Source organism: Azospirillum brasilense (assembly GCF_008365405.1).
In the GTDB taxonomy this organism is placed as follows: domain Bacteria; phylum Pseudomonadota; class Alphaproteobacteria; order Azospirillales; family Azospirillaceae; genus Azospirillum; species Azospirillum brasilense_D.
In genome coordinates, this window is the sequence record NZ_QOKV01000005.1 from 103,524 (window position 1) to 126,331 (window position 22,808).

Below are 22,808 nucleotides of genomic sequence, written 5' to 3' on the forward strand. Positions count from 1 at the left end.
TGTGGGCGCCTGGCCGACATCGGTTAGGCGCCTCGCATGGCTATGGCCATTCCTTCGACCAAGGGGAGCACCAGTCATGACCAGAGTTCTGAAGATCGGGCTTGGCGCCGGGGCCGCCATCATGGTCGGAGTTGCCGTCGTCGCGTGGGCCTTCGCCGACAGCGGTACCCGTGCCGACCCGGGCGACGCCGAGCAGGTGGCGCTGGGAAGGACCGTCTATGCCGAATATTGCGCCTCCTGCCATGGTGCCGACCTGAAGGGCCAACCGGAGTGGCGGTCACGCCAGCCCAACGGCCGTCTTCCCGCACCGCCCCACGATGAGAGCGGGCACACGTGGCACCACCCAGATGATGCGCTCTTCGGCATCGTCAAGCAGGGGCTCGGCCCGTATGCGCCCGCAGGTTACGAGAGCGACATGCCCGCGTTCGGCGGCGTCCTGAACGATGAGCAGATCTGGGCCGTGCTCGCCTACATCAAGAGCACCTGGCCATCGGAGATCCAGCAGCGGCACGCCACTCTGTCGGAGCAACCCCCCAAGTGAACCGGAATCGGCCGGACCTCTCCAGCCCCGAGGAGACGAAGGACATGAAACGCGCATTCCCCCTGGCTTTGCTGACCCTCGTCGTCGGACTGGGCTTTGAACCGGCCGCCCAAGCCTACTTGCTCCTGACCGTGGACCTGACGAATCCCGGACGCCTGTTTGCCGTCACCGGCAAGAGCGCGATCCTCACGAGCGATGACGGCGGCAAAGTCTGGAGGCCGCTCGCGTCGTGACCCCGCTCGACCGAACAAAGCCGTCGGGGATGATCCCCGGCCTGAAGGTTGTGATTCCAGCCGTCGGCGTGGCCGTCCTCGCTTTCGGTGTCTATCTGGTCTGGCGGCGAGCGGAGGCCCGGGGCATCGACGTCTTCGAGGTGCTCTCCTCGGTCGAGAGCCTGGGGGCAATGATCGAGTCCTGGGGAGCGTGGGGACCGGTTGCCTCGATGGCGCTGATGGTTCTCCACAGCTTCGTGCCCTTTCCGGCCGAACTGTTGGCCGTTGCCAACGGCGCCGTGTTCGGCTTGCTGGCGGGCGTCGCCATCACCTGGGCCGGAGCCATGCTGGGCGCGCTGTCCGCCTTCGCACTGGCCCGGTGGATGGGGCACTCGCTCGTCCGTCGCCTGCTCGGCGAGCGCAAGTGGCGGCAAATGGAAGCGTGGGCGAACCACGGCGGGGCCGGTGGTCTGTTGGTCGCGCGGCTGATCCCCGTGATCGCCTTCAACCTGATCAACTACGGGGCGGGCCTGGCCGGTGTCGGCTGGTGGCGCTTCACGTGGACGACCGCTGTTGGGATTCTGCCGATGACGATCGCCAGCGTCGCGGTCGGCAGCCACATGATCGAGGCGCCCCTCTGGGTTTGGGGCGTTGCCGCCACCGTGGCCATCGTGGTCTGGCTGGGTTACCGGATCTACCGGCGACGTGGCGCTGGCGGCCCGTCATCGCCCCCCACACGCACAGACAACGAAGGAAGGGGACTGGAAATGCAACGTCAAAGCCTGGAAGAGCAAGTTGTGGACGTGTTCAAAAGAGCCATGGCCGAAGGCCGGATGGAAGTCGCTGAACACCTTCTGCGGGCACTCGAAGGCTGCGAATGCGGCGAGGGGGCGGCTTCCCCCATCGACGAGGCATACGCATCCCTTGCTCGAGGTGCCAAGAGCTAGGCTCGGCGCCGGAACCACTGAAAGCTGCCCGAATTGAAGCGTCAGGCCGGTTGATGCCTTTGCTGACCCAGCAGGCATCCCGCAGGCGCTGGAGACACTTCGAGCCGACGGCGTGCGGATCGTGATGCTGACGGGCGACAATCGGACCACGGCCGAGGCGGTGGCGCGCAGGCTAGGCATCGGCGAGGTCGAGGCCGAAGTGCTGCCTGAGGACAAGAACCAGGTGGTGAAGCGCCTGAAGGCGCAGGGCCGCGTGGTGGCGATGGCAGGGGATGGTTTGAACGACGCTCCGGGTTTGGCCGAGGCCGAGGCCGATGTCGGCGTTGCCATGGGCACCGGGACCGAGGTCGCGATCCAGAGCGCCGGAGTGACTCTGGTGAAGGGCGACCTCGCGGGCATCGCGCGAGCCCGGGTGCTGAGCCGGGCGACCATGCGCAACATCCGACAGAATCTGTTCTTGGCCTTCGTCTACAATGGCCTTGGCGTGCCGGTGGCAGCGGGCGTGTTCTATCCATTTTTCGGCTGGACCCTGTCCCCCATCATCGCAGCCGCGGCCATGGCGTTGAGTTCGGTGTCGGTGATCGGCAATGCGCTTCGGCTGCGGTGGACCCGACTATGAACGGGCGGCAGATGTCATGACCGACCTCACCGCCTTCGGCAGTCTGTTCCTCACCGCGTTCCTGGCGGCGACGGTGCTCCCAGCGCAGTCTGAGTTTGTGTTGGCTGGCCTGCATCTCACGGACGATTACTGCCGCTGGTGGCTTGTGGCCGTGGCGACTGCCGGGAACGTGCTGGGATCGACGGTGAACTGGGCGCTCGGCCGCTACATCGAGCACTTCAAGGGGCGTCGATGGTTCCCGATCAAGCAGTCCGTCATCGACCGGGCTGAAGGGTGGTACCAGCGATGGGGCGTGTGGTCCTTGCTGCTGGCCTGGGCTCCGGTGATCGGCGATCCGCTGACGCTGATCGCCGGGATGCTTCGCACCAGCCTCTGGATCTTCCTGCCGCTGGTCACCTTTGGAAAGGCCGCCCGGTACATCACGGTGGTGGTCGCGATCTGAGCGGCTGGCCACCGTTGATGACGGCAGCGGCATGTCGTGTAAATGAGACAGCAATGCGAGACGTATGCAGAGGCCGCTCAAAGCAACCACAGGATGTGTCTTTGAAGTGGTGATTGCCCTTGGTGGCCTTGCTGCGCCCCAGCAGGCCTCGCTCTACGGCAGGGTGGCCAACTCGTCGAGCAGGTGCTGGTACTCACCTGGCGGCAGCGCCCGCTTGTCCTCCGCCATCCGGCGCAGAGCCACGATGCCGGTGGTCGTGAACACCGCTTTGAGCCAGTGAGATCCATCATCGTCCAGCGCCACCAGACCGCGATCGAGCATGCTCTGCACGGCGGCGGGGGGCTTCGGCTTGCCTTTGTTGGGGCCGGTCGCCCATCGCCTCACGAGAATGCCATCGTGGAGCGAGCGAGCGCTGCTGAGCCGAAGCATGAACTCACGCCGGATCAGCTCGCGCTCCTTCGGTGTGAACTCAGGGTCGTTGTTCATCACGGTGTCCAGGAATGCGGAGGCAACGGCTTTACCGCACCGCAGGACGCTGGGGAAGAGATCCATCAAGGCAACGCCAACAGAGTCGGCAATGGTGGCCTACGTGGAGCGTTTCGGCGAGCGTTGGGTCGCTTCTGAGGCTGACGACGCCTCCGAGGACACCGACGCCTGAACCACCTCTTCAACATCCTTTCGTAACCCGGTCCTCCGCACAATAAGCCAAGGCCGCCGCACCGCGGCCGCTACCGGTCGGAGGACGCCATGGCGTGGGGGCACAGGTTGACGCAGCGCGGACGCCCGCGCAGACGCCGCAGCCGGGCCAACTGGTTCAGGGCACCTCCATGGGCGGCATCATGCTGCTGGCGATGATCGCCGTCGCCTAGGTCTTCGCGTGCACTGTCCTGTGCGGCGGCCCCCTGCCCTCCTGTGCCAAGGGGACGTGGTCGCCGATTGGGGATCCGAGGTCGCTCTCGACATCCTGGACGGTCAAGCGCAGCAGGGCCGCGAGGGCGAGGGCCCCAGCGCATTGGAAAGGAGGTCGATCGGCTGGACGCGCTGGAACTCAAGCGAGCGCGGCGCGCGACCGCGAAACAACGGAGAACGGGATGGCCACAGTTCCGCCGCGGCGCCCCTTTGGTGCCGTCATCCTGCCGCGAACGCTCGTTTCCGCGGCGCCCGCCAGCGCCGTTCCGGACGCGACGGCGCCGTCGGTGACCCCCGAGCCGCCCAGAGCCCCGCGCGAGTGGCCGGATGAGCTTGGTTCGCCGCCGTCGGCCGACCCGCTTGTGCGCGAGCGCGCCTATGAGCTGGTCGGCCTGCTCGCGCGCACGGTCGCCATGGCCCGCGCCGAGGGCGAGCGCAAGATGGGATTCCTCGACCTCATGCGCCGCGCCGCCCGCGAGGGCCTGCTGATCGAGCCGCGCTTCAAGAGCGGCAAACCGACCCATGTGAACGGCCTCGTCTACCGGACCTGCTCCGTGTCGGCGAGCGGCAGCGAACTCGGCCAAGTGCGCGTCGAAGGCAAGGTGGTGGCGTTCAAATACCGGGACTTGGCGGCGTTCGGGGTGCGGCCGCTCCAGCCCGAGGAGGCCGACCAAGCCCAGGCGATCGTCACCGACTTCGAGGCCGAATGCGTCCGCCGCGCCGTGTCCGAGCGCAGGATCGACTACGGCGAGGCCGAGGCCGAATACCGTTGGATGCCGCGCTACGGTCGCCAGGGCAAAGAGGACGCCCTCGACCAGGTCCGTCTGGACGCCGTCTGGGTCGAGGAAAGCAGGCCGCTGCGCTTCACCGTCTTACGCCGCCACTACGACGGCCCGCTGGCGACCACGATGACCGCGGGCGGGCGCCGTGCGCTGAACATTCCGCGCGGCGCTGGCAAGCTCCAACAGCCCAACAGCAATCCTGCGGAGTTCCCGGAGGCCACCATCGAGCGCGCGCAGGACAACCCTCGTTGGACGCTGTTCGACGCCCGTCCAGTCGCGCTCGAGAACAGCGTGGAGGCCTTGGCCGAGTGCATGAGCACGCAGATCCGCCCCGACGAGCTCATCATCACGGGCGCGCCGATCGACCCGCGGAACGCCACGGCCGTGCACCGCTTCAGCAGCGATTTCCGTGGCCAGACACCGGTGTTCCGGGCACAGACCTCGACGTTCTTCTTCGCCGACGTAGACGGATGGACGGCGCCGAATGGGCTGGATGTGATCGCCGACCGGGCGGAGGTCGCACGGCGCTATGCCGACGAGCTCCTGCACCCTGCCTTTCGCGGCGTTGACCTCTTCGTGCAGCTGTCCGCCAGCGCGGGCTTGCACGCTGTCGGGCAGAAGGTGGTGCCCGATCCGACGCCGGGCGACCCGAACCGCGCCAGAACCATCAAATACTACCGCCTCATGTCGGCGGACGAGCGGCGCGGTGGCGCGGCCAAGCTGCACATCGCCTGCTGCCTGAGCCGCCCGCTCGACGACGGTCAGCGCAAGCTGCTGATGCAGTATGTGCAAGCCGTGAAGGGCTTGAGCATCCGCCAGGGCGCGCCGGACACCACGCTGGCCCAGTGCATTCAACAGCATTACGTGCACGTTGATTGGCGCGGCATGCCCGACCCGTACGCCGCCGAGCGCAACACCCTCGTGCGCGGGGAGCACCGCGTGGTGGACGTCGACGCGATCGACTGGTCCGAGGTCCAGCGCGTCGTCGCTGCCTGGGAGTGCCAGGGCAAGGTGGCCGAGGCGGCGTTCGAGCGCCAGCAGATCCAGGCCGCCGGGGATGCCCGGTATGACGGCGCGGTGGGCGCGGTGCGCCGCCATCTCCTGCTCGCGGGCGACGGCGCGGCGCCGAACGGCGCGACGTTGCAAGGGTTCCGCAGGCCGATGATCGCCGCTATCGCCACCGGTGTCAGGGTCGGCCTGAGCCGCGACACCGTGCGCGGCTTGGTCGACGAGGCGTTGACATCCGCTCCGGGGGCGCACGACCGCGAGGGCGACATCGCCGACTACCTGTCGAAGTTCGACCGGGAATGGGAAGCCGCCGAGCGCAAGTTCGGCAACGGCGCCAACCATCGCGACGACTACGCCAGCCAGACTGGCGGCGAGGATGTGGAGGACGCCTCACTCGATCGCATCGAGGCCGCCGCGGCCGCGTTCGGCCGTTCCATCCTTGCCGCGGTCCGCCCCGCCGCGGTGCCGCCCGGGCGCCGCCCCTTCGGCGCCGTCGCACCGCGCCCGCCGCGCGCGCCCGGGCAGGACGTCTGACCGGGCAGCGCGCCTCCGGTGTCACCCTCTTCCGCGCAGGGAGCCAGCAGGACGCGCTGTGCGCGTCAAGGTCCGCTCACTGGCAGGTCAACATCCGGGTGGCAGCGTCGTAGACGCACGACTGAATTGTCGGCGTGCCAGCAGCGCTGTTCAGGTGCCGGACGTCGTACACCGTGCCGTAGACATCCGCGATCTGCGCCTCGAACTCCACGCCCTCGAACGTGAGGGTGCAGGTTGTTAGCGATTGCAGCGTCGCCGTGGTGCGGTCCAGCAACTCCTGGAACCCACTCATGTCCTGCTGCTTTGGCGGCAGCGCTATGGCGTATTGCAACGGCTTCACGTTGGTCCAGGTCGTAAAAATCTCTTTTCGGGTTTGTTGGGCGGAGCACTTGATCACGTGAGCTTGAGGCACCCCCGTGGAGGTGAAGGACGCCACCGCGAGCACGGTGAGCTCGTCAGGCTGCGGCAACTTGGATACAACGTCCCAGACGCGGTCGATCAGCGGCACCGCACTGTCCCGCTCGATGTCCTTCAGCACCTCTTCGAAATAGTCGTCGACCACGTTTGGCTGCCCCGCCAGCGCGAGGGCGCCCAGCGTCCCGAAATCACGGACCTTGGTCACATCGGTCGCGACCCTGGTGCGCCGGTTGAATGACTTGCGCTCGACCGCCATGAACACCGACGGGCCATCGCGGCGCAGCAGAATGTAGGTCATTTCTCTCCTCGACCGGCGACATCAACACGGCCGCGACCGTAAACGTAGCCGTTGGCGGCGTCATCCCTTCTTGCCTGATGCGGGTCAAGAATCCATCCAGGGACGCGGCTCCTCGGGACGGGCCACCCGGGTTCTGAAAAGCGCCGTGGACACCGTCCGGCGCGAACCGCCGCAGCAGGCGGTCGACTATGACATCTCCTGCCTCCCAACCCCTGAGGCCCGCAGCGCGTTCATGGAGCCCATCTTCACCACGGCGCTCGAGCGGCACCTGCCTAAGGGCTTTAAGCTGCACAGCGTCCCGCCCTTCGCACCGGGCCAGATGGGCAACGGCGGCGTGCGCGGCCATGGAGATGGAATCCACCGACAAGGTCTGGGAGTGCTCGATCGACCTCGCTTGGCACTCGCAGAGAGGCCTCAGCCAGTTGCCCGCCCCACCCCGTCCGTCAAGCCGCTCTGGACAACGGCGGAGCCGCTTCCGGGCACCCCGGTCCTCCAGATCCCCGGTGCGGCCGTGCAGGTGGCGCAAAGGCCATGACGCCGCGGTCCGCTGAGATGAAAGCAGTCCCCGACCAGGAATGGTCGATCCCCGTTGGTCGTCGGGATGGCCGCATCGGGACCGGGGTGCGCACGCACGGGCCGTGGCGGGCGGCGCCGGATCCGCGCGCCCGCGGTGGCCATCCGCACACCCGGGGCGTCGCTTGCTTTCGCTCGGCACGCCGGTGGGCGACCATGCTCCGAACCTTCGGCCAATATGCACAATTAGAGTTCATATTCGCCGCGCCATGGGATGGAGGCTGGTCGGTCAGGGGCCCGGCGTGCCCCCGGGCGATGATGCGGCGGCGCCCCGACGGCGCCCACCGTTCCGACAGCGTGTCGGCGTGCCACGTGGCACGCCACGGCAGCGGAGCTGTCCAAAGCCGCCGACGGCGCGGCGTCATGGTGACGGCGCCAGCGTGCGCGGCGGCGGGCGTGGTGGTCTCGGGCCCCGCCGGAGCGGCCGTTTCCATGGTGCCGATGTCCTCGACGCTGCCGACGCTCCCGATCGCGCCGCCACACCTGGTGGCGTCTTCGGCCGCGCCGTCCACGACGGCCGACATCGTGGCTTCGGAGGGCGCGGTCGTCCTGGCGGGCTTCGCCTTTGCGGCGGCGGCTCGTCCGTCAATATCCAGCGAGTACCCGCGAGCCCAGACGGTGGTGATCAGGTTGCCGAGCCCCGCCGCCTTCAGCTTCTTGCGCAGCTTGCAGACAAAGACATCGACGATCTTCAGGTCCTCACCCTCTCGGTCATCGTCCAGGCGCGGATCGCCGTACAGGCACGAGATGGCGTAGGCCTTCATGATCGGAGCCCCCGCGTGGCGGGCCAGGAGCTCCAGCAGTGCGAACTCGCGCGCTGACAGGTCCAGCGACTGGCCGTTGGCGAGGACCCGCTTGGCGTCGTAGTCGACGGTGAGGGGGCCGATCTCGAGCAGATGGTCGGGCGCGCCCGCGACGCGGCGGCACACCGCCAGCACCGTGGCCTCGATCTCGTCGAGCTCGGCCGACGCCGACAGGACCGCCGCCGCGCCATCCTCAAGCAGGCGGGCGGTCTCGCCGACGCTGCCCAGCACAATCAGCGCGCCCGCACCGTCGTGGCGGCTTAGGGCCTTCACGCCCTCGCACGCCTTCTCGGGGGCGAGCAGGACAGTGACGTCGTACCGGTAGGCGCGCACCCGGGCGCGCAGATCGTCTAGGTCGCACTGGCCGTACTCCCCGGTCGCCGTTTCGACGATGTGATCGCGGCCGCGCAAGGCGGAGGCCAGCGCATTAACGGCCCGGTTGGCTCGGAGGGGAGCGGTGCTGGCGACGAGAATCTTCATGGTGGCGCCCTCCCCTATCAGGCGGCCTTAGCCGCCAAGGCGGCCGAGGTGTTGTCCAAGGCGATGCGGTACCCGACGCCACCATCACCGACGCTGTCCGTGATCAGCACGGCTTCGCCGCTGACACCAGCGGCTCCGAGCTTCTGGCGGATCTTGAAGACGTAGACATCGAGGACCTTGCAGCCCTCGGGCGCGCTGTTCGGGCGGCCGACATACACCTCGTTGTGCAGAGCCCGCTTGCGCAGCGCGCGTCCGCCCGCCTTGATGAGTGCGGCGACGACCGCGCATTCCGTGGCGGTCAGCCCGATCTCCTCGCCGTCAACCAGAAAGCCGCGCCCGGGCAGGAACTCGATCCCAAACGCCAAGCGGACGTTGCGGATGCGCGGGCGCATGCGACGGCTCAGCGCCGTCAGCAGCGCGGGCAGGTCGGCCGAGGAACGCGCGATGCCGTCGGCTCCCGCGCGCAATAGCTGCGCCGAGGCGGCGCTGGTGATGACGCCGCCGGTGGGAAGCGCCAGCGCCCCGACTTGGCGGGTGGCCGCGGTCGTGCGCAACACCCGTATGGCTTCCAGGGATTCGGTGGCGGACATGGCGAGCACGACGGCGTAGGCCTCGGCCGCCCGCGCGGTCATCGTCTTCTTCGTCGCGGTCTTGACCGCGTGGCCAGCCCCGCCCAACGCGGCGCGGATAGCCTCTACGGGGGCGGCGGCCGCGCCCGTTATCACCGTGATGTCCATAGCGAACCCCAGAAAAACGACCAGACCCAGAAACCACCGAGCGGTCCCCACCGCTCGAGCGCGATCCCCATCGCACAAGGATAAGTTACCTTGGCAAAGCGTAAAAAGCAAGGAGTTAGAATTAATCTCGTCGTTCTATTTCTTCAGCACCAAGGATTAAGACGTTCATTTGTCAACGTTTTCCATGGCATCAGGGCTCGTTAACTTTATCAATGCGTCTTGCTTGTCAATGTTGATGCGTTTCGTTTGTCAACTTACTTGGATGCCGAAAACGCCGCCTCGTCGCGCGTCTCGGCCGCCCCGCGATCGGCGGGCGCGTCGCCGTCCTCCCAGAGCGCGGCCGCAGACCAGCGCCGCCGCGCCGCCGTGAACGGAACGACGCAGGCCGCGCGATCCGGGCTGTTGTCGCGGGCGGGTGCGGCGGCGCGGCGCGCTTTCTCGTTGGCCACCGCGCTCAGGTCGACGATGGCGGTCGGCGCCGACGGCCGCTGCGCAGTCCGGTGCACGGCCGCCGTGTCGGCGTCGGCGGCCGCGCGGGGCACCAGGGCGATCAGGTCCTCCGCACGGATGACCAGATCCACCACCACGCCTTCAGGCACGACGTCGCCGACGATCCATGCCAGGGACGTGGCCTCGCGGCGCAGCGGGCGCGTGCGGCCGAGCGCCTGGAGCATCTCGTTCTCGCGGTATTGGCGTTGACAAAGCGCCTCCCAGGCGTCGCACCGCACCGAAACCCTGCTGGTCAGTGTCGCCCCGTCGCGCATTTCCAGCGCGCGCGGCTCGGTGGTGTATGGGAAGCTGTTGCCGCCCGGGCGCGGCGCGTCGAGCTCGGAAAGGTCGTGCGTCCACGCGCGGGCGTAGGCGCGGTAGGCGCTCTGCGGCAGCTCCGGGCGGCCGATCAGGACCACGCCAGCGGCGGTGCGGTGCGCGTCGCAGCCCCGCTGGCCACCGTACCAGCGGCAGTCCCACCGTGCGCCGTCGAACGCCTCGGCCAACGTCTCCTGCACGACCGCCTTCGCTCCCACGGCTAGCAGACGCTGTCCCTCCGCCAGGTGCGGCGCCATGAGCGCGTCGATGGACGCCAGCGCGTCGGCAACCAGCGCCTTCATCGCCGCCGCCTTGGCGCGCTCATCGTCGGAGGCGTCCACCTGCGGGATGAGGGAGCTCTTGGTCAGCCCCCCGATGTGAACCCACACGACCGCTTGGTTGCCGATGAGGCGGCGGTCGGGAGTCAGCAGCTGGATGTCGTGGGTGCCGCCGAAATGGCGGTCGTACTCGTCGAGATCGGCGGTCGCGTCCAGCACCAGCGTCGGCGTCTCGGCCCACGTGTACCCCTCGCGCCACGCTAGCTCGACATGCGTGCCGTCCAGGGTGACCGACAGGCATTCATGACGCGCGTCACCCCGCTCCAAGCGGGCAATGCGCCCCTGAAGCAGCGTCCACAGTCGCCGCTCCTCGGCCGCAGCACCCGTCGCCTGCCGCTTGGCCGCGGACAGGATCTGCTCGTCGGTGGCGTTCGGACCGAAGGACGGCTTAGGCGCACAGTGGGCCCGCAGCGCGTGGCACGCTGCCTGGGCACTGCGGGCGTCGCCGAAGGCGCGTACAAGCGCGCGGGCGGGATCGTCGCCGCAGCCGAGCGCGGCGTCCACCGCCGCCGCGGCGCGCCGCCGCAGGGCCTCGGTATCGGCGTGTTCGGGCCTCGACGAGCGCGGCCGCAGGAGCACGGCCCGATCCAGGCGGGCGATGCCGACCAGCTGAGCCAGCGGCCGCTCGTCGAGCACGGTCAGCAGGGGCCGCTTGAGGGCATCGGGCAGCTCCCCGCCGTCGCCGCGCGCGAACCGGTGCACCATAAAGACGACGTCGGGGGCCCGCTCGGCAAGTCGCTCGCGCGACGCCCGCAGAGGGCATTGCGCCGCGTGGCGGCAGGTGACGGGCGCGCCCTCGGCGTCGCGGCCCGTGCACAGTCCGCTGGCCGACTGCCCCAGGGCGGCCACCCGCTCAATCAGGTCGCCGCGCAGGCAGCCACCGCGCGCCAGCCCGGTCCAGCGGCCGGTGGTCAGCGGCGCCACCCCCATGGCGTTGTAAAGGCCATCGGCCTCAATGGCGGCGAACACCGCTTCCAACTCCGACATGCGCGCATAGCTGTCGACGAGGTACACGACCGGGCGACCAGTCGCCCGGATCTCGCCGACGAGACGGGCCAGGGCGCGCGCGGTCATCGTGGTCTTCCCGAGACCTGTGTCGAGCGCGGCCAGCAGCAGCGACGGCAGCTCGGCGGCGGCCTTTTTCCGCGGTGGCCGGGAGCGTCCAGTGGCGCCCACGATCACGTCGCGCAGCCAAGCGTTCAGCGCGCCCTGCGCCGCGGTCACGGCCTGGCGCAGATCGGCATCGGAGGTCGGCGCCAGAACCCGAGCGCGATTACTCCGCCGCGCCGACATCGTCCGCGGGAGCATCCCGCGACTCTCAGACAGGAAATGTAAAATCTGTTCAACGCTGTCCGACGCGCGCCATCCGCGATTGACGGCAGCCGTTTGGGCGCAATACTGTGACCTTACCACGTTGACCTCCCCGAGGTGTCAGCCTCGGTATCGAAGATGCCCTCTGGCGAACTCCCCAGAACACCAAGAGGGCAGTGGACAAAGCGCCAGCAGAAACCCCAGACGCTGGCGCGTGGAACTGAAGACCGAGACTTCCGGTCCTTTCCCCAAGGACCGCCCCCGATGGTAGGCGCCGCGGTCCCTAACGCGGCGCCTACCGTTTTTTCCGGGGAAACCACTTCAAGGTACGGTCACCCCGAGGAAATCGTCAAGAAAGCCGGGCGGATTCTGCTCGAATTTTCCTTGACAACATATTTGATTTTTGGGGTGGTCGGACGATTCGCGGCAAGGCGGCGACCATCCAGTGGGTTGGCCGCGACCACTCCAGGCAGTTGGCGCCTGTGCCAAGGGCGTCCCCCGATCGTCCCCGCACGGTCCGGACCGCGCCGTCCCCTACCCCTCCCCTGCACGCCGAACAGAAGAAGCGCTGGTTTCACCGGACGTCACACCACCCGCAACACAGCGGCAATCAGGACCGCAACGGCGACCGCAGTGGCCGCCCTGCCCTAGGCGCCGCCGGAGGCGGTCTGGCGGCGGACGATGCCCAACATCCCGTCCGCGGGCGAGCCATATCTCAGGTGCGGGGCCAGCACGATGCAGCTGTAGGCTCCACTGCTGGCGGCGGACGGACGCCGACGACGCGCCTGATCGCCGTCTCGTGCACGCTGTCGGCGGCGTAGGCCATTTCGTCGGGGGAGGCGGGGGCGCTTCAATCCGCGAGCGCGGCGACAGGCCCTGGATGGCACCTTCCCTTGCCAAGCGCCCTACCCCCTCGTACACCGTCTCCTCCTGGCCACGAGGCGCCTGCGCAACGCCGACGAGCCGCGGGGGGCCGTCTACAGCGGTGCAGGGAGCCTGATAAAGATTGGGCATCGTGCCCTCCCCTCTTCCTCTCGGCCGCTGCCTCAACGTGGCCAGTGCTGGCTCTGCGCCATGTCCTTGATGCGGCACTCGAGCGGCGTCTCGACGATGCGGCTGTAGATCCCTTTGATGAACCGTCACCTGAAGCGACGTCCATGCCGTAGCGGCCGATCCACTTCTCCGGCACGACGCCTGCGGCTTCGGCGTTGGCGCAGGTCCGCGCTCAGGGCTCCGCTTCCGGTCGCCACACGGCCTCCCGGAGGCTCCCCTAGGTCCTTCTTCGCGGCGTCCGGCACGACTTGGCCGACCACCGAGTTGATGAGACGGCCGTACAACGAAGCGGGCGACACGGCGAACAGCGGGTATGAGCGTTCGAGCGCCATGAGGTGAGAAAGGACCACACCGGACGGCGGCCCACGGGTCGATGCCCGCGCCGCCACGTCCACGGCCGCTTCCGCGCGTTCGGCGTATGCGACCTCGGCGCCGAGGCGCACGGCTTCTTGCGCCAGCAGGACCTCGGCCTCCCGGTCGCTCAGGTCGGCCCGCCAGGTCGGCAGGTGCCCACCATCCTGTTCGAGACCCCCCAATGCGGTGTCCGCGTCTGTGTGCGTGGCATGGCCTCCCTCGTGTGCGCTTTCAGCTGTGTGGCGTCCGCACCGGTCAGGGAAGCGTGACGCCCGGAGGGTCCGGAACGTCGTCAGGGCCATCGCTGTCCGACCAGATCTCCATGACAGCTGTGAGGTGCGGCGTCATGTTGGGTCGGGCCGCAGGACGCCCCGTCGGAGCCGTGCCCGAGCTCGGCCTTGCCCCCGTGGCGAAGGCGGTGCACCCGACCGGAGCGAGCGGCTGCCGTGTGCTGGCTGGGCTGGGCGCCGATGGCTTGGCGGGCACGGGCTTGGGACTGACAGCGCAGTGCTCGCGCAGCTTCGCCAGCACGCTGGACAGGTCTTTCGGAGCCGACACCATGCCCACCCCGCCCCCTGCCCTGTGGGCGCACAGCGCGACACGGCCGTCGGCCGAGCGGCACGCGACCAGACGCAGCGCTGGCCGGTCGCCGTCCGGGCTCGTAAGCGGAAGCGCTTGGAGGCTGACGCGGACTCGCTTGGCCAGGAACTCTTCAAGACGGCTCAGGTCGGACCGCCCTCCCCCCTTGGCGTTGCACGCGGATAAGCCACCGGATCCGGGAACACGGTCAGCCTGTCGCGGTGCTCCAGATCCTGCGTCGCGGTCACGAACGCCGCCGTGATGGTCTGGAGCGTGTTGAACCAAGCGGTATCCACCGGCCGCTGACGCTCGGCCGCGCTCGGTGCGGGCGGCGCGGCGGCACCGGACGCGGGGATCGGTTGGCCTGGTCGGCTTCCAACAGAGGACAGTGCGGGTAGTGCGCGGCGAAGCCGCTCTTGCTCGCCCCCGGAGAGCGCAGGCTGCGGCCGCCACCGAGGTCGTACTCGCAGCCGAGGAGCAGGTGCGGGAGCACCGCAGTGAACCGCTGACGGTCAAAGCCGAAAACCTCGCCGCCAATCGCCAGCGTGCTGCCGTTGAAGCTGAGCATGCGCGGATCCACCGACGTCAGAGTCGCGGCCAGCCTGACGTGCCGCGAGAGATCGTGCTCACCTCGGGCCGCGTGGCGGTCAAAGGAAACCGACGGCGATCAGTCCGCCACGACGAACGCGGTAGACGGGGTGCAGATTGAGATCTGCCGACAGTGTACCGCCGACCTACCATCGGCAAAGAGCGCGAGCCTGCCGTCGCTTACGGTCAACTCCAGGCGCCCCGCCGCGCCGTTGGTCAGGGCCTTCCCGGACGTGGGGCGGCAGGTCGCCTGGCAGCGCCGCGGCAGCGGGCGCCGTCCCGTCCAACGCGGTTGCGGACACCATATTGGGGACGCCACCAAATTGGCAGCCCAGGCGACCAGTCCCTCCAGCAAGCCGCCAGTGGATGCGGCCGGGTCGGACCGTCTGGACGCGCGACCGGAAGATGGCGCCGCCACAGCGGCGGGTCCTGTGGGCGTGGTCCTGTTGCCCGTGAGCTTCTTGGCCGCCTCACTTCCTGTCGCGCCGGTGTTCGGCGAAGGCCTGGATCGAGGCCTTCGCGGCCCACGAACTGCCCATTGCCAGAGCCGTAATGCACTCGATCTCGAGCGCCCCGATGTTGCCCAGCGCGGTGGTGCTGACACGGCGGTCGCGCGGGTCGGTCTTGGTGTTGGCCGCGACCCCCGCCTCGAGCTCATGGTCGGCCCACTGCTGGAGGCTGATGCATCCCCCGTTCTCTACCGCCGCCCCGACGATGTCAAAGCCCTGAGGCGCCCCCTCTGTGTCCTCCCGGTGAGCGCAACGGCGCCGTCGGCGTGCTGATGCAAGCTGGCGTGCTCGCCCGCCCAGGGCGTCTGCAAGAGCTCCTCGACGGTCGCGTCAGGTTGCACCTCTGCCCGGAGGCGGGGTTGCGCGCCAATGGCGTCGCAGATGGCAACCAACGCGAACTTGGGCGCGAGGGCGAAGAACGGCATCGCGCGCTCAAGCGCCACGACTTGGCGCGCGACGTCCTCGACCGAGCGGGTGTCCCCCGTCTGAACGTCCGACACGGCCGCCCAGAAGCCCCGGTCCTTCGCGCTGGCCCACGGTGCGTCACAACGCGCGCAGGACGCGCTTGGCCCGGGCGTGCGCCGCGGGCTTCGCGCCGACGCCCTCCGCGGAGGCTTTGAACAAGGCCGCCGTCTTGTTGTCCCGCTCGGCGGCGACAGCGCCCAGGTACTCGGGACAGCCGCGCAGCATCATGCCCAGGGCGGCAACGTCGGCTTCGTGAGCCTGCCACTCGGGGGCTGCGGCGCGCCGCGCTTCGGCGACGACCATATCGAACGGCGGCCGAACCGCTCTGACGGCTCAGGACCGTGCGCAGCACGATGGTGGCGGCCGCCCCGAGTGGTTCCCCTTGGTGACACGGAGCATCCTGTGGGACGAAGATGCGGTGATCGCGCGTCGGTCCCGATCTCGACGCGGTGGTCGATGCCCAGGCCAAGATCGAGGGCGACCGCCTGCTGGGACGGGGAGGGCGGCGGCATGACGGCGATGCCTGGCCGGTACCGAGCCTGCCGCTTCATTGAACTCAGCACAAAGGCACTACGCACCACGGCTGGCTCGGGAGGAACCATGCTGTAGGAGCAACTGATCCGCTCCGTCACCGCTTGGTACGAGAGTGGCTCGCGGGGTGGAGGACGCACCGCCGACCAACGCGGCCGCCCGGCCGCTGAAGCCCGACACGCCGCCCGCATGGCACGGCGAATCATCTGCCTGGTGTCGGCAGCCTCTACGCTGGTGCAGGGCAGGCTGGATGGGGAGGACACGCGCTGTGATAGACGAGGTTGAAACACTAACGGCTGTGTGGCCCTTGGTGCCCGAGCCCCCGTTGCGTCACGGCGTTCCTGCCTGACGGGCTGGCGGCCGACCGCACGAGCCTGCGGCGCGCAACGTGGCGCATGACCGCCGCGGTTCCCGAAGGGGAGATGGCGGTGGCGCGCCAAACGGCCGCGGACGTGGTCCGGGCGGGCGCCCCGCTTGATTCAGCCTCGCCACGCGCGGCATCATGTAGAGCAAGACTGCGCCCATCGCGGAAGCGCTGCTGAGGGTCTTGGAGCGGGCGGGGCGGGCCAGCATCGCCTGCGACAGCGCCCGGATCCGGACGCGGCCGCGACGGGTTTCGACGACTGGTGGCAGGGCCACGGCGGCGATCTGCGCGCCCAGTATGCCCGCCACTACGTTCGCCCTCGTTGCTTGGCTTCTGGTCACTGGCCAGCGTGGCGCAAAAGTCCTGCATTGCCGGACTTATCCTCCTCGACACGGCCGTTGGAGCGGGTTTCCCCACACCCGAAAACGGTCCCGCGCCCTTCTACGGCACTCTCCGTTTCTCGACGCTGCTGCAAAGGTCCTGCAATGCAGGACTTTTGTGGCGCGGTTGCCACCACCTGTGAATCATGCCGACAAGTCCCGTAGATACCCCGTTCCCCTGGTTTACGATCTCGCGTACACATGCCTTGTTGAGGCGTTCAATGGGGGTATATTGCATGGTCGACGTGTTGGAGGCACCGGTCACCGACGGTGAACCGCGCACTTTCGCCAAGAGGCGAATCTTGATTGCCTCGGGAAAGGGTGGCAGCACCAAAACCACAACTGCTCGCCATTTTTCAGCCGCGGCAGCACACGCGGGGCTTGCGGTTCTTACGCTCGACCTTGATGAAAGCCCGACACTCTCCGAGTGGTGGACGAAACGCCCGGACACTCTGCCGAGCATTGAGCACATCCGGGCCCCCATCCATGAGCTTGTCGCCGTCGAAGGCACCGACGTGGAGGGCGAGGACGAGGGCGCCGTCATTGGTGCCAAGGTCGAGGAGGCCATCCTCGGCATTGACGGCTACGACCTGTTGATCATCGACACGCCTGCCTCGCTGGCAGCTTACCCTCATCACGCCCGTGCCCTCATCAGGGTGTCAGACCTGGTTGTTGTGCCGACTCGCCAATACGACGACGACATCAACTCGGTCACCAAGTGGATGAAGCTGGTCACCGACCTCGGCGGCGACGGCATGTTCCTGTTGAGCGACACCCAGCGCCGAGAGAGCGCCTTCGAGGACGCCAAGCGGAAACTGGTGAAGCACGGACCGTTGTGCGCCATTGACATCCCGCACTTCGCCGACATCCCCAAAACGCTCGCCAAGGGGACGAGTGTCATCGACATGCGGAAGGGACGAGGCGCCGAAGACTATGCGGCTGCCTTCGACGTTGTCCGTCGCAAGCTGGGGGTGTGAGATGGCTGGGCTACAGCGCGCGGTGAAGACCGATCTGGCTCAGGAGGTCACGGACCCGAACGGGCGTTTCGACGACGTCCGCCGATCGGTCGGCAAGCTCTCGAGCAAGGACAAGTACGTCGAGACCATCGGCCGCCTGTGGAAGGAGGCCACCGCCCGGTTCATCGACATCGGCAAGTACCTCGTTTATGCCAAGGACAGCCTGCCGCATGGCGAATACGAGGCGATGATCGAGAGCGAGCTTCCGTTCTCCAAGTCGGTGGCACACGCCCTAAAGACGGTGGCTGACGCCGTAATGCAGCGAAAGGTCACCGAAGCCGATCTGCCGCCCGACTATTCGACGAGCTACCTGCTGGTCAGCTTGAAGGACGACAAGTTTGCCATGGCGCGCGAGCATGGCCTGGTACGGCCCTCGTTGAAGCGCCATGAGATCCTGGAGTTCCGTCGCACCCTGCGGACGACACGCCCGGTGTCTCAGCGTGCGGCCGCGCGCCGTCTGGCCCGCGAGCGCGAGCGCATCCTGGCCGACATGGCGGCGCTCCAGCAGCGTTTGACCGAGGTCGAAGCCCAGATGAAGACGATCGACGCCGAGGCCGCCACGATCATCGACGTGACACCCGAAGCGGTTGACGGCTGACCGGCCGTCAAGCGATCAAGGCTTCAGAGACGGGAAGGGCTCGTCAGCCCTTCCGCAATACGCGATGCACTGAGCCCCGCCAGAACACCCTCGTCTTGGCGGGGCTCTACCGTTTTCGGTCCGCTTCGCCCATAGGGCCGCAGGGCTGCGCGCAAGGCCCGATGCCGCTGCCGGAGGCCCCAACGGCGCCGCCGGTCACGCAGGCTGGAGCGGTTGGGAAGCCGCATCACTTCGGACCAAGCCCGCCTACGGGCGCCACCTCCGCAGCGCACTCGGGTGACGGCCACGGTGCCCTGGCCAAGCGCGTCACCATGAAGTCGGGGACGGGCTCCTGAGCACGGCTAACGGGCGCGGCGGTGAGTCCTTCGGGCTCGAACGCCTTGCCGATGATCAGCGGCATGTTCTGGAAGAGGCGGGGCCCCCCGCAGCGGGCGTCAGCACCCGGTGGAGCATGGCCCCGACGTGCGCTTGGTGCTCCGCAGGCACGGCGGCGCCGACGGCAACGAACGGCGCGCCTTCACGTGGTGATGGGCCGTGGTCGGGGGCATCGTGGTTTGGTCCGGTGTTCGAGCGGGGAGGGGAGGCCGGTCCTTCTGACCGGCGTCCTTGGTGTGTGCAAATCCTCGGTTCAGCCGCGGACCAGCGACAGGCCGCAGCCCAGCTGCGCCCGCGCGGTGGCCGCACTGTCGCTGGCGGTTTGGAAGCTGGTTGGCTCGACCAGGATCTGGAGCATCTGGCCCGCGACGCTGTTGGTGCGCACTGATGCGATGCCGAGGTCGCCCCACACCGCCGCCGGGACGCCGAGCGCTTGGCTGACGATGGCTTGGACCGCAGCCGCCCGGTGACCGCGGATCGCCTGCTGGTGGCGTCCCGCTGGGTCCGCATCGCGCAGACGCCGTCCGGCTACCGATGGCAGTCCTGGAGCGCGCATGGGCTTCTCGAGTTCGGCGCCGAGCGCATTAGCATTGAGCGCCCCCGCTGTCCGGCAGCTTCAGCTCGTCCCGTGTGCGCCCCTCGGCTTCGGCGATGATCGAGCGGGCCAGAGCCACGTCATCGAGGGCTTCGCGACCGCCCGAGAGCGTGCTCGTCGGGGTTGACCTTGATGTCGTCGAGAAGGTCCACCCGGTCGTCCCAATCCTCCCCACCTTTACCGAGGAAGCGCATCACGACGACGTCGAAGCCGCCGAAATGGTCCTCTTCGTAGCCGAGCAGCAAGTGGCGCTCGCTCAATTGGCGGCGTCGTCAAGGTCTGCATCCGGAACGGACCGTCGCGCAGTGTCTGAATGTCCCGCGTCTCCATAACGCTGACCATGACCTTGTCCTGGTCGTTGCAGAGCGCCACCAGCGGCTCCCCCTTCCAGCCCCCTGGTGCAGGCTGCACGCAGGTTCCGCACCGACGGCCGTGAGGCTGACACGGCAAACTGCGACATGGGGGACGGTGCTGACCCGGATGGGGCTCGCCGCCTGACACCGCTTGCGATGGTCGCGCAAAAGACGGAGCCGACGCTCCGAACGCGCGGATGGCCGGTAGCCAGGTTGGGCAAAGGACACCGATTCGCACTCACGGCGACTCGGCGTCTTGATTCTCCAGGCCGAATCGGCGACGGCGCGTCGCTTGGGCGACCAACATCGTCGCTTGCGTGACCTGGCTTTGGCGTTTGCGTGACCTTCGCCCGTCGCTTGCGCGACCTCATGGCACCACGCTGGACGGCCGAGCGTTTCTGATCGAAGCTAACGCGGCTCATGTTGTAGAGGGTGACGGTCGATGGCCCGGAAGGCGGACACGGCGCTTGCGGTGGTTCCAGAAAACAAGGAAGTCGTCCTTGACGAGAGAGGCTCCCAGCTGGAACTCCTGTTCGATAGCCCGCTCATCGGCAAAATCAAAAACGACCGGACCCTGATGGTTTGGTCGTTTTTTGCGCTCGATCGAAAGAAGGTCGATAGCATGACCTACGACGACGGGCGCACGCGCATTGCTGTTACTGGCCTTCAGTACGGCATCGCGAACATGTGGGATAAGGAAATCCTGATTTACTTAATTTCCATTATGCAGGATAAAATCAACCGTGGTGAGGCCGTTGGTCCGACGATGACGTTCACAGCGGCGGATTTGTTCCGTGTCATCGGCCGCGAGGCGGGTGGATCCGCGTACGATCGCCTTGAGGAAAGCCTGAAGCGGTTGAAGAACACCAGCATCGAGACGAACATTGAAACCGGCGGTGAAGGGGAAAGCGGCGGCTTCAGTTGGCTCTCTGAATACAAGTTGCGCTACCGACGTAACAGTGCGGGCGACAAGGTCCTGCGCGGCGTCGAAGTGACGCTCTGCAATTGGCTGTACCGTGCGGTCACCCTCGATAAGAAGATACTGACCTACCACGCCAAATACTTCGAGCTTGGCCCGCTGGAGAAGAGGTTGTACGAGATGGCTCGGGCCCACTGCGGCCAGCAGGCGGGCATTAGAATGAATTTGGAGAAGCTCCGGTTGCGGGTCGGCTTCACCGACGAGCTCAAGCAATTCAAATACAAACTGACGCAGATCGCGAAGAAGAGGATGCCTCTGCCAGAGTTCGGCTTCATGCTCGTGGATCCGCGCGACCCAAAGCGCTTCGGGGTGATGTCCGACCCCGCATTGCCGAAGCCGCGCGGCCGCACGCCGCTCAAGGCTTACCAGGTCTTCTTTTTCCGGACGGACAATCTCGCGCGGATGCCGACGCCCTTCCAAGTTCCGGACGTTGACGGTGAGGGCGGTGAACTGCTCTACGACGAGGCTTCCTGAGAGGACTTCTTTCCAAAGGGCGGGATTTGCCCAACCGACCTGTAAAGCCCTCTGGCCGCCGTTTTCCTCTGAGACGGCGGCCTTGGTGTTTCTGGGCCTCAGAGGATCTGGTTCGCAGGCGGGATTCGAGGGGCTGGATGCCAGTGAAGGAGTTTATAGGTTTTCAGGTTATAGAGTTTTACCGTTACCGTGTCGAATCTCGCAATGGCGCCAACATCTTATGGGGTTTTTGGTTGGGCAAACGGCGAAGAACGGTCGCGCTGCCGTCGAGTCTCGGTCACGCAACCGACGAGACAGGGTCGCGCAAACGACGGGTCTGGGTTGGGCAAACAATCCACATCAATTTTAGTCATCCAAACGACGATGCCGGATTCCTTGGATTGTCGCGCAAACGACGGGCGCGGTTGGGCAAACTCGGCACCAGGTCGCGCAAACGACGCCATCGGGACGCCAATGGCACGATCAGGGGCTCGGCCGTGCTGGTCAAGCGGCTCCGTGATACTGAGATGGCAGGGTAGGGGGGCGAGAAGGTTGCGCAAAAGCCGCGTCTGGACGGTTGTCGGGCGCTCGGGCTGCGGTTTTCCTAGGGCTGGAGCCGTTGCCGTGCGCTGATTCCTTGGAGTCTCGTCGTTTGCCCAACCTTTTCCTTGGCGCCGCCGTCGTCCTTTGGGCAACCAGCACCGGCCCCCAGCTTGGATGACAAGGAGTCGTCCTTTGCGCGACCTTCCGCAGGCCCTCTTCAAAGGAATTCTGTGCGTTCCAGCCACCGTCCACGTGGAACAACGAGATCATCGGCGGACGGGCCTGCGCCGCTTTGGTGCTGGACGCCGTGGGGGCCGGGGTAGGGGAGGGAGATGGCGTCACGGCCAGGATACCGCCCGAGGGGGCTGTGGCGGGCTCCGTCTGGAGGAGGGCAGGGGGGCGGTGAGGCAGGTTAAGTGCCCAGTTTGGGACCGGGGCGTCGAGCGTGACGGTCACCCCGACGGCACCGACGGTCAGCGTCTCCGCGACCTCCGCCGTGGCGATTTCGATGGCGCCGATCGCAGCGGGTTTCTTGACGTTGGTGTAGGCGCCGTAGAGCGACAGCAGCGCCGTCAGCGGTTCTAGGATTACGCGCTCGGCTCGCGCGATGGCCGTCTTGATGGCCACCCGCAACGCTTCGAGTTCTTGCACCTAGAAAGCGGGGTGGCGCGCCGAGATGAGGGGCTTCGGCGCCGTCTCAAAGCTGGCGGGCAGGGCAGGGGAGGGCTCTGCGGTCGACGCCCCGCCCTGCCCTTCCGGGAGTGGCACGGCCGCGGACGATGCATCCTGCGGCGCGTCGCACCGGGCTGCGGAGAGGGCGGGGGGAGGCCGCGCGCATTGCTGGCGGTGATGGCGTGTGCCACGGTCGGGTTTGTCAGGGTTCATGGGCGTCGGGTCTCCGCAACGAAGCGGCCGGGCGGCGGGACCCGGTACTCCGACGGTGCCCTGACGGCGGGCAACGAAGTGAGACGGAGCCGCCCGCCGTTTGACGACGCCCGCGGGTGCGACGGTGGGAGGCTGGAGCTGATGACGACCTTCGACGCGGACCCCGAGGACGCACGGCCAGTGATGGCGATCGATTTCGAAGCCAGCTGCCTGCCTGGGCTTGGCCCAGGTCCGCGCGAGCATCGGGGAGGAGGTCGCCGACCTGCGCCAGCGCGCCCAGCGAGCCGAACGCCTGCTCGAGGAGGTTCCGGCCCGTGCGACCGCGCAGGCGGTTCCGAGCGGTGCTGCGGCCCACGCCAGCTCGGCCGTCCCGACGGGTGAGACGGCACCGGCGGCCGCGCTGGCCGTGGCGCAGCAGGGCCGCAGGCAG

General features: G+C 67.7%; 20 protein-coding genes. 9 read left to right on the top strand and 11 right to left on the bottom strand.

Translation table 11 applies throughout. From position 1 onward, the window contains the following. The first annotated feature begins 76 nt into the window (after positions 1-76). The 5 genes from DS837_RS10760 (at position 77) to DS837_RS10780 (ending at position 2,761) form a co-directional block, all read left to right on the top strand. Entirely contained in the window at positions 77-541 is a 465-nt protein-coding gene (locus DS837_RS10760; protein ID WP_149164726.1) for a c-type cytochrome, read from the top strand. A gap of 44 nt (positions 542-585) precedes the next feature. Next, positions 586-774, top strand: coding sequence for a hypothetical protein (locus DS837_RS10765; protein ID WP_149164727.1), 189 nt, complete (start codon positions 586-588; stop codon positions 772-774). Next, a complete protein-coding gene (locus DS837_RS10770; RefSeq protein WP_149164728.1) occupies positions 771-1,700 on the top strand; it encodes a TVP38/TMEM64 family protein in 930 nt (309 codons plus the stop codon). Before DS837_RS10765 ends, DS837_RS10770 begins: the two co-directional genes overlap by 4 nt. A gap of 76 nt (positions 1,701-1,776) precedes the next feature. Continuing rightward, positions 1,777-2,319, top strand: coding sequence for an HAD-IC family P-type ATPase (locus DS837_RS10775; protein ID WP_425599246.1), 543 nt, complete (start codon positions 1,777-1,779; stop codon positions 2,317-2,319). Between the two features lie 16 nt (positions 2,320-2,335). Continuing rightward, the gene (locus tag DS837_RS10780) at positions 2,336-2,761 is read left to right on the top strand and encodes a YqaA family protein (RefSeq protein WP_149164729.1); all 426 of its coding nucleotides are present in this window, start codon (positions 2,336-2,338) and stop codon (positions 2,759-2,761) included. A gap of 153 nt (positions 2,762-2,914) precedes the next feature. Here DS837_RS10780 and DS837_RS10785 read toward each other — a convergent pair whose 3' ends face one another. Then, a complete protein-coding gene (locus DS837_RS10785) occupies positions 2,915-3,313 on the bottom strand; it encodes a hypothetical protein (protein ID WP_149164730.1) in 399 nt (132 codons plus the stop codon). Positions 3,314-3,852: 539 nt separating this feature from the next. Here DS837_RS10785 and DS837_RS10790 point away from each other — a divergent pair. Further along, complete coding sequence (locus DS837_RS10790; protein WP_149164731.1) at positions 3,853-5,994, top strand: hypothetical protein; 2,142 nt, start codon at positions 3,853-3,855, stop codon at positions 5,992-5,994. Positions 5,995-6,070: 76 nt separating this feature from the next. Here DS837_RS10790 and DS837_RS10795 read toward each other — a convergent pair whose 3' ends face one another. The 7 genes from DS837_RS10795 to DS837_RS10825 all read right to left on the bottom strand — a co-directional run bounded on the left by DS837_RS10795 (position 6,071) and on the right by DS837_RS10825 (position 15,609). Then, a complete protein-coding gene (locus DS837_RS10795; RefSeq protein ID WP_149164732.1) occupies positions 6,071-6,709 on the bottom strand; it encodes a hypothetical protein in 639 nt (212 codons plus the stop codon). A 443-nt stretch (positions 6,710-7,152) separates the two neighbouring features. Then, positions 7,153-8,565, bottom strand: a complete 1,413-nt coding sequence (locus DS837_RS10800; protein ID WP_149164733.1) for a winged helix-turn-helix transcriptional regulator — start codon at positions 8,563-8,565, stop codon at positions 7,153-7,155. 17 nt (positions 8,566-8,582) lie between these two features. Beyond that, positions 8,583-9,302, bottom strand: coding sequence for a winged helix-turn-helix domain-containing protein (locus DS837_RS10805; protein WP_149164734.1), 720 nt, complete (start codon positions 9,300-9,302; stop codon positions 8,583-8,585). A gap of 254 nt (positions 9,303-9,556) precedes the next feature. Next, positions 9,557-11,755: a hypothetical protein gene (locus DS837_RS10810; protein WP_149164735.1), complete on the bottom strand. Its 2,199-nt coding sequence runs from the start codon at positions 11,753-11,755 to the stop codon at positions 9,557-9,559. Positions 11,756-12,897: 1,142 nt separating this feature from the next. Next, positions 12,898-13,347 (bottom strand): hypothetical protein, encoded by a 450-nt coding sequence (locus DS837_RS10815; protein ID WP_149164736.1) that lies wholly within the window; start codon positions 13,345-13,347, stop codon positions 12,898-12,900. A 641-nt stretch (positions 13,348-13,988) separates the two neighbouring features. Continuing rightward, positions 13,989-14,312: a hypothetical protein gene (locus tag DS837_RS10820; RefSeq protein ID WP_149164737.1), complete on the bottom strand. Its 324-nt coding sequence runs from the start codon at positions 14,310-14,312 to the stop codon at positions 13,989-13,991. Between the two features lie 1,072 nt (positions 14,313-15,384). Further along, on the bottom strand, positions 15,385-15,609 hold the full coding sequence (locus DS837_RS10825) for a hypothetical protein (protein ID WP_149164738.1): 225 nt from the start codon (positions 15,607-15,609) through the stop codon (positions 15,385-15,387). 1,208 nt (positions 15,610-16,817) lie between these two features. Between DS837_RS10825 and DS837_RS10830 the strand changes: the two genes are divergently transcribed. Both DS837_RS10830 and DS837_RS10835 read left to right on the top strand, forming a co-directional pair. After that, the gene (locus tag DS837_RS10830; RefSeq protein WP_167525331.1) at positions 16,818-17,558 is read left to right on the top strand and encodes a ParA family protein; all 741 of its coding nucleotides are present in this window, start codon (positions 16,818-16,820) and stop codon (positions 17,556-17,558) included. A 22-nt stretch (positions 17,559-17,580) separates the two neighbouring features. Continuing rightward, positions 17,581-18,195, top strand: coding sequence for a DUF3102 domain-containing protein (locus DS837_RS10835; RefSeq protein ID WP_170295812.1), 615 nt, complete (start codon positions 17,581-17,583; stop codon positions 18,193-18,195). A gap of 628 nt (positions 18,196-18,823) precedes the next feature. Here the strand turns inward: DS837_RS10835 and DS837_RS10840 are convergent. Both DS837_RS10840 and DS837_RS10845 read right to left on the bottom strand, forming a co-directional pair. After that, positions 18,824-19,126, bottom strand: a complete 303-nt coding sequence (locus tag DS837_RS10840) for a hypothetical protein (protein WP_149164741.1) — start codon at positions 19,124-19,126, stop codon at positions 18,824-18,826. 119 nt (positions 19,127-19,245) lie between these two features. Further along, positions 19,246-19,425 carry a hypothetical protein gene (locus DS837_RS10845; protein ID WP_149164742.1) on the bottom strand — a complete coding sequence of 60 codons (180 nt, stop codon included), beginning with the start codon at positions 19,423-19,425 and terminating at the stop codon, positions 19,246-19,248. A 535-nt stretch (positions 19,426-19,960) separates the two neighbouring features. On the opposite strand from DS837_RS10845, the gene DS837_RS10850 reads away from it, so the two are divergent. Beyond that, complete coding sequence (locus tag DS837_RS10850; RefSeq protein WP_149164743.1) at positions 19,961-20,971, top strand: replication initiator protein A; 1,011 nt, start codon at positions 19,961-19,963, stop codon at positions 20,969-20,971. Positions 20,972-21,454: 483 nt separating this feature from the next. Here DS837_RS10850 and DS837_RS32025 read toward each other — a convergent pair whose 3' ends face one another. Continuing rightward, positions 21,455-22,120: a hypothetical protein gene (locus DS837_RS32025; RefSeq protein WP_170295813.1), complete on the bottom strand. Its 666-nt coding sequence runs from the start codon at positions 22,118-22,120 to the stop codon at positions 21,455-21,457. Positions 22,121-22,808: the final 688 nt, after the last annotated feature.

Excerpts from the sequence above, each read along its gene's own strand:
- DS837_RS10840 (WP_149164741.1), bottom strand. The coding sequence starts at position 19,126 with ATGCGCGCTCCAGGACTGCCATCGGTAGCCGGACGGCGTCTGCGCGAT.
- DS837_RS10830 (WP_167525331.1), top strand. The coding sequence starts at position 16,818 with ATGGTCGACGTGTTGGAGGCACCGGTCACCGACGGTGAACCGCGCACT.
- DS837_RS10780 (WP_149164729.1), top strand. The coding sequence starts at position 2,336 with ATGACCGACCTCACCGCCTTCGGCAGTCTGTTCCTCACCGCGTTCCTG.
- DS837_RS10825 (WP_149164738.1), bottom strand. The coding sequence starts at position 15,609 with ATGGTCGTCGCCGAAGCGCGGCGCGCCGCAGCCCCCGAGTGGCAGGCT.
- DS837_RS10800 (WP_149164733.1), bottom strand. The coding sequence starts at position 8,565 with ATGAAGATTCTCGTCGCCAGCACCGCTCCCCTCCGAGCCAACCGGGCC.
- DS837_RS10810 (WP_149164735.1), bottom strand. The coding sequence starts at position 11,755 with ATGCTCCCGCGGACGATGTCGGCGCGGCGGAGTAATCGCGCTCGGGTT.
- DS837_RS10790 (WP_149164731.1), top strand. The coding sequence starts at position 3,853 with ATGGCCACAGTTCCGCCGCGGCGCCCCTTTGGTGCCGTCATCCTGCCG.
- DS837_RS10765 (WP_149164727.1), top strand. The coding sequence starts at position 586 with ATGAAACGCGCATTCCCCCTGGCTTTGCTGACCCTCGTCGTCGGACTG.
- DS837_RS10850 (WP_149164743.1), top strand. The coding sequence starts at position 19,961 with ATGGCCCGGAAGGCGGACACGGCGCTTGCGGTGGTTCCAGAAAACAAG.
- DS837_RS10785 (WP_149164730.1), bottom strand. The coding sequence starts at position 3,313 with ATGGATCTCTTCCCCAGCGTCCTGCGGTGCGGTAAAGCCGTTGCCTCC.
- DS837_RS10760 (WP_149164726.1), top strand. The coding sequence starts at position 77 with ATGACCAGAGTTCTGAAGATCGGGCTTGGCGCCGGGGCCGCCATCATG.
- DS837_RS10805 (WP_149164734.1), bottom strand. The coding sequence starts at position 9,302 with ATGGACATCACGGTGATAACGGGCGCGGCCGCCGCCCCCGTAGAGGCT.
- DS837_RS10820 (WP_149164737.1), bottom strand. The coding sequence starts at position 14,312 with ATGCTCAGCTTCAACGGCAGCACGCTGGCGATTGGCGGCGAGGTTTTC.
- DS837_RS10795 (WP_149164732.1), bottom strand. The coding sequence starts at position 6,709 with ATGACCTACATTCTGCTGCGCCGCGATGGCCCGTCGGTGTTCATGGCG.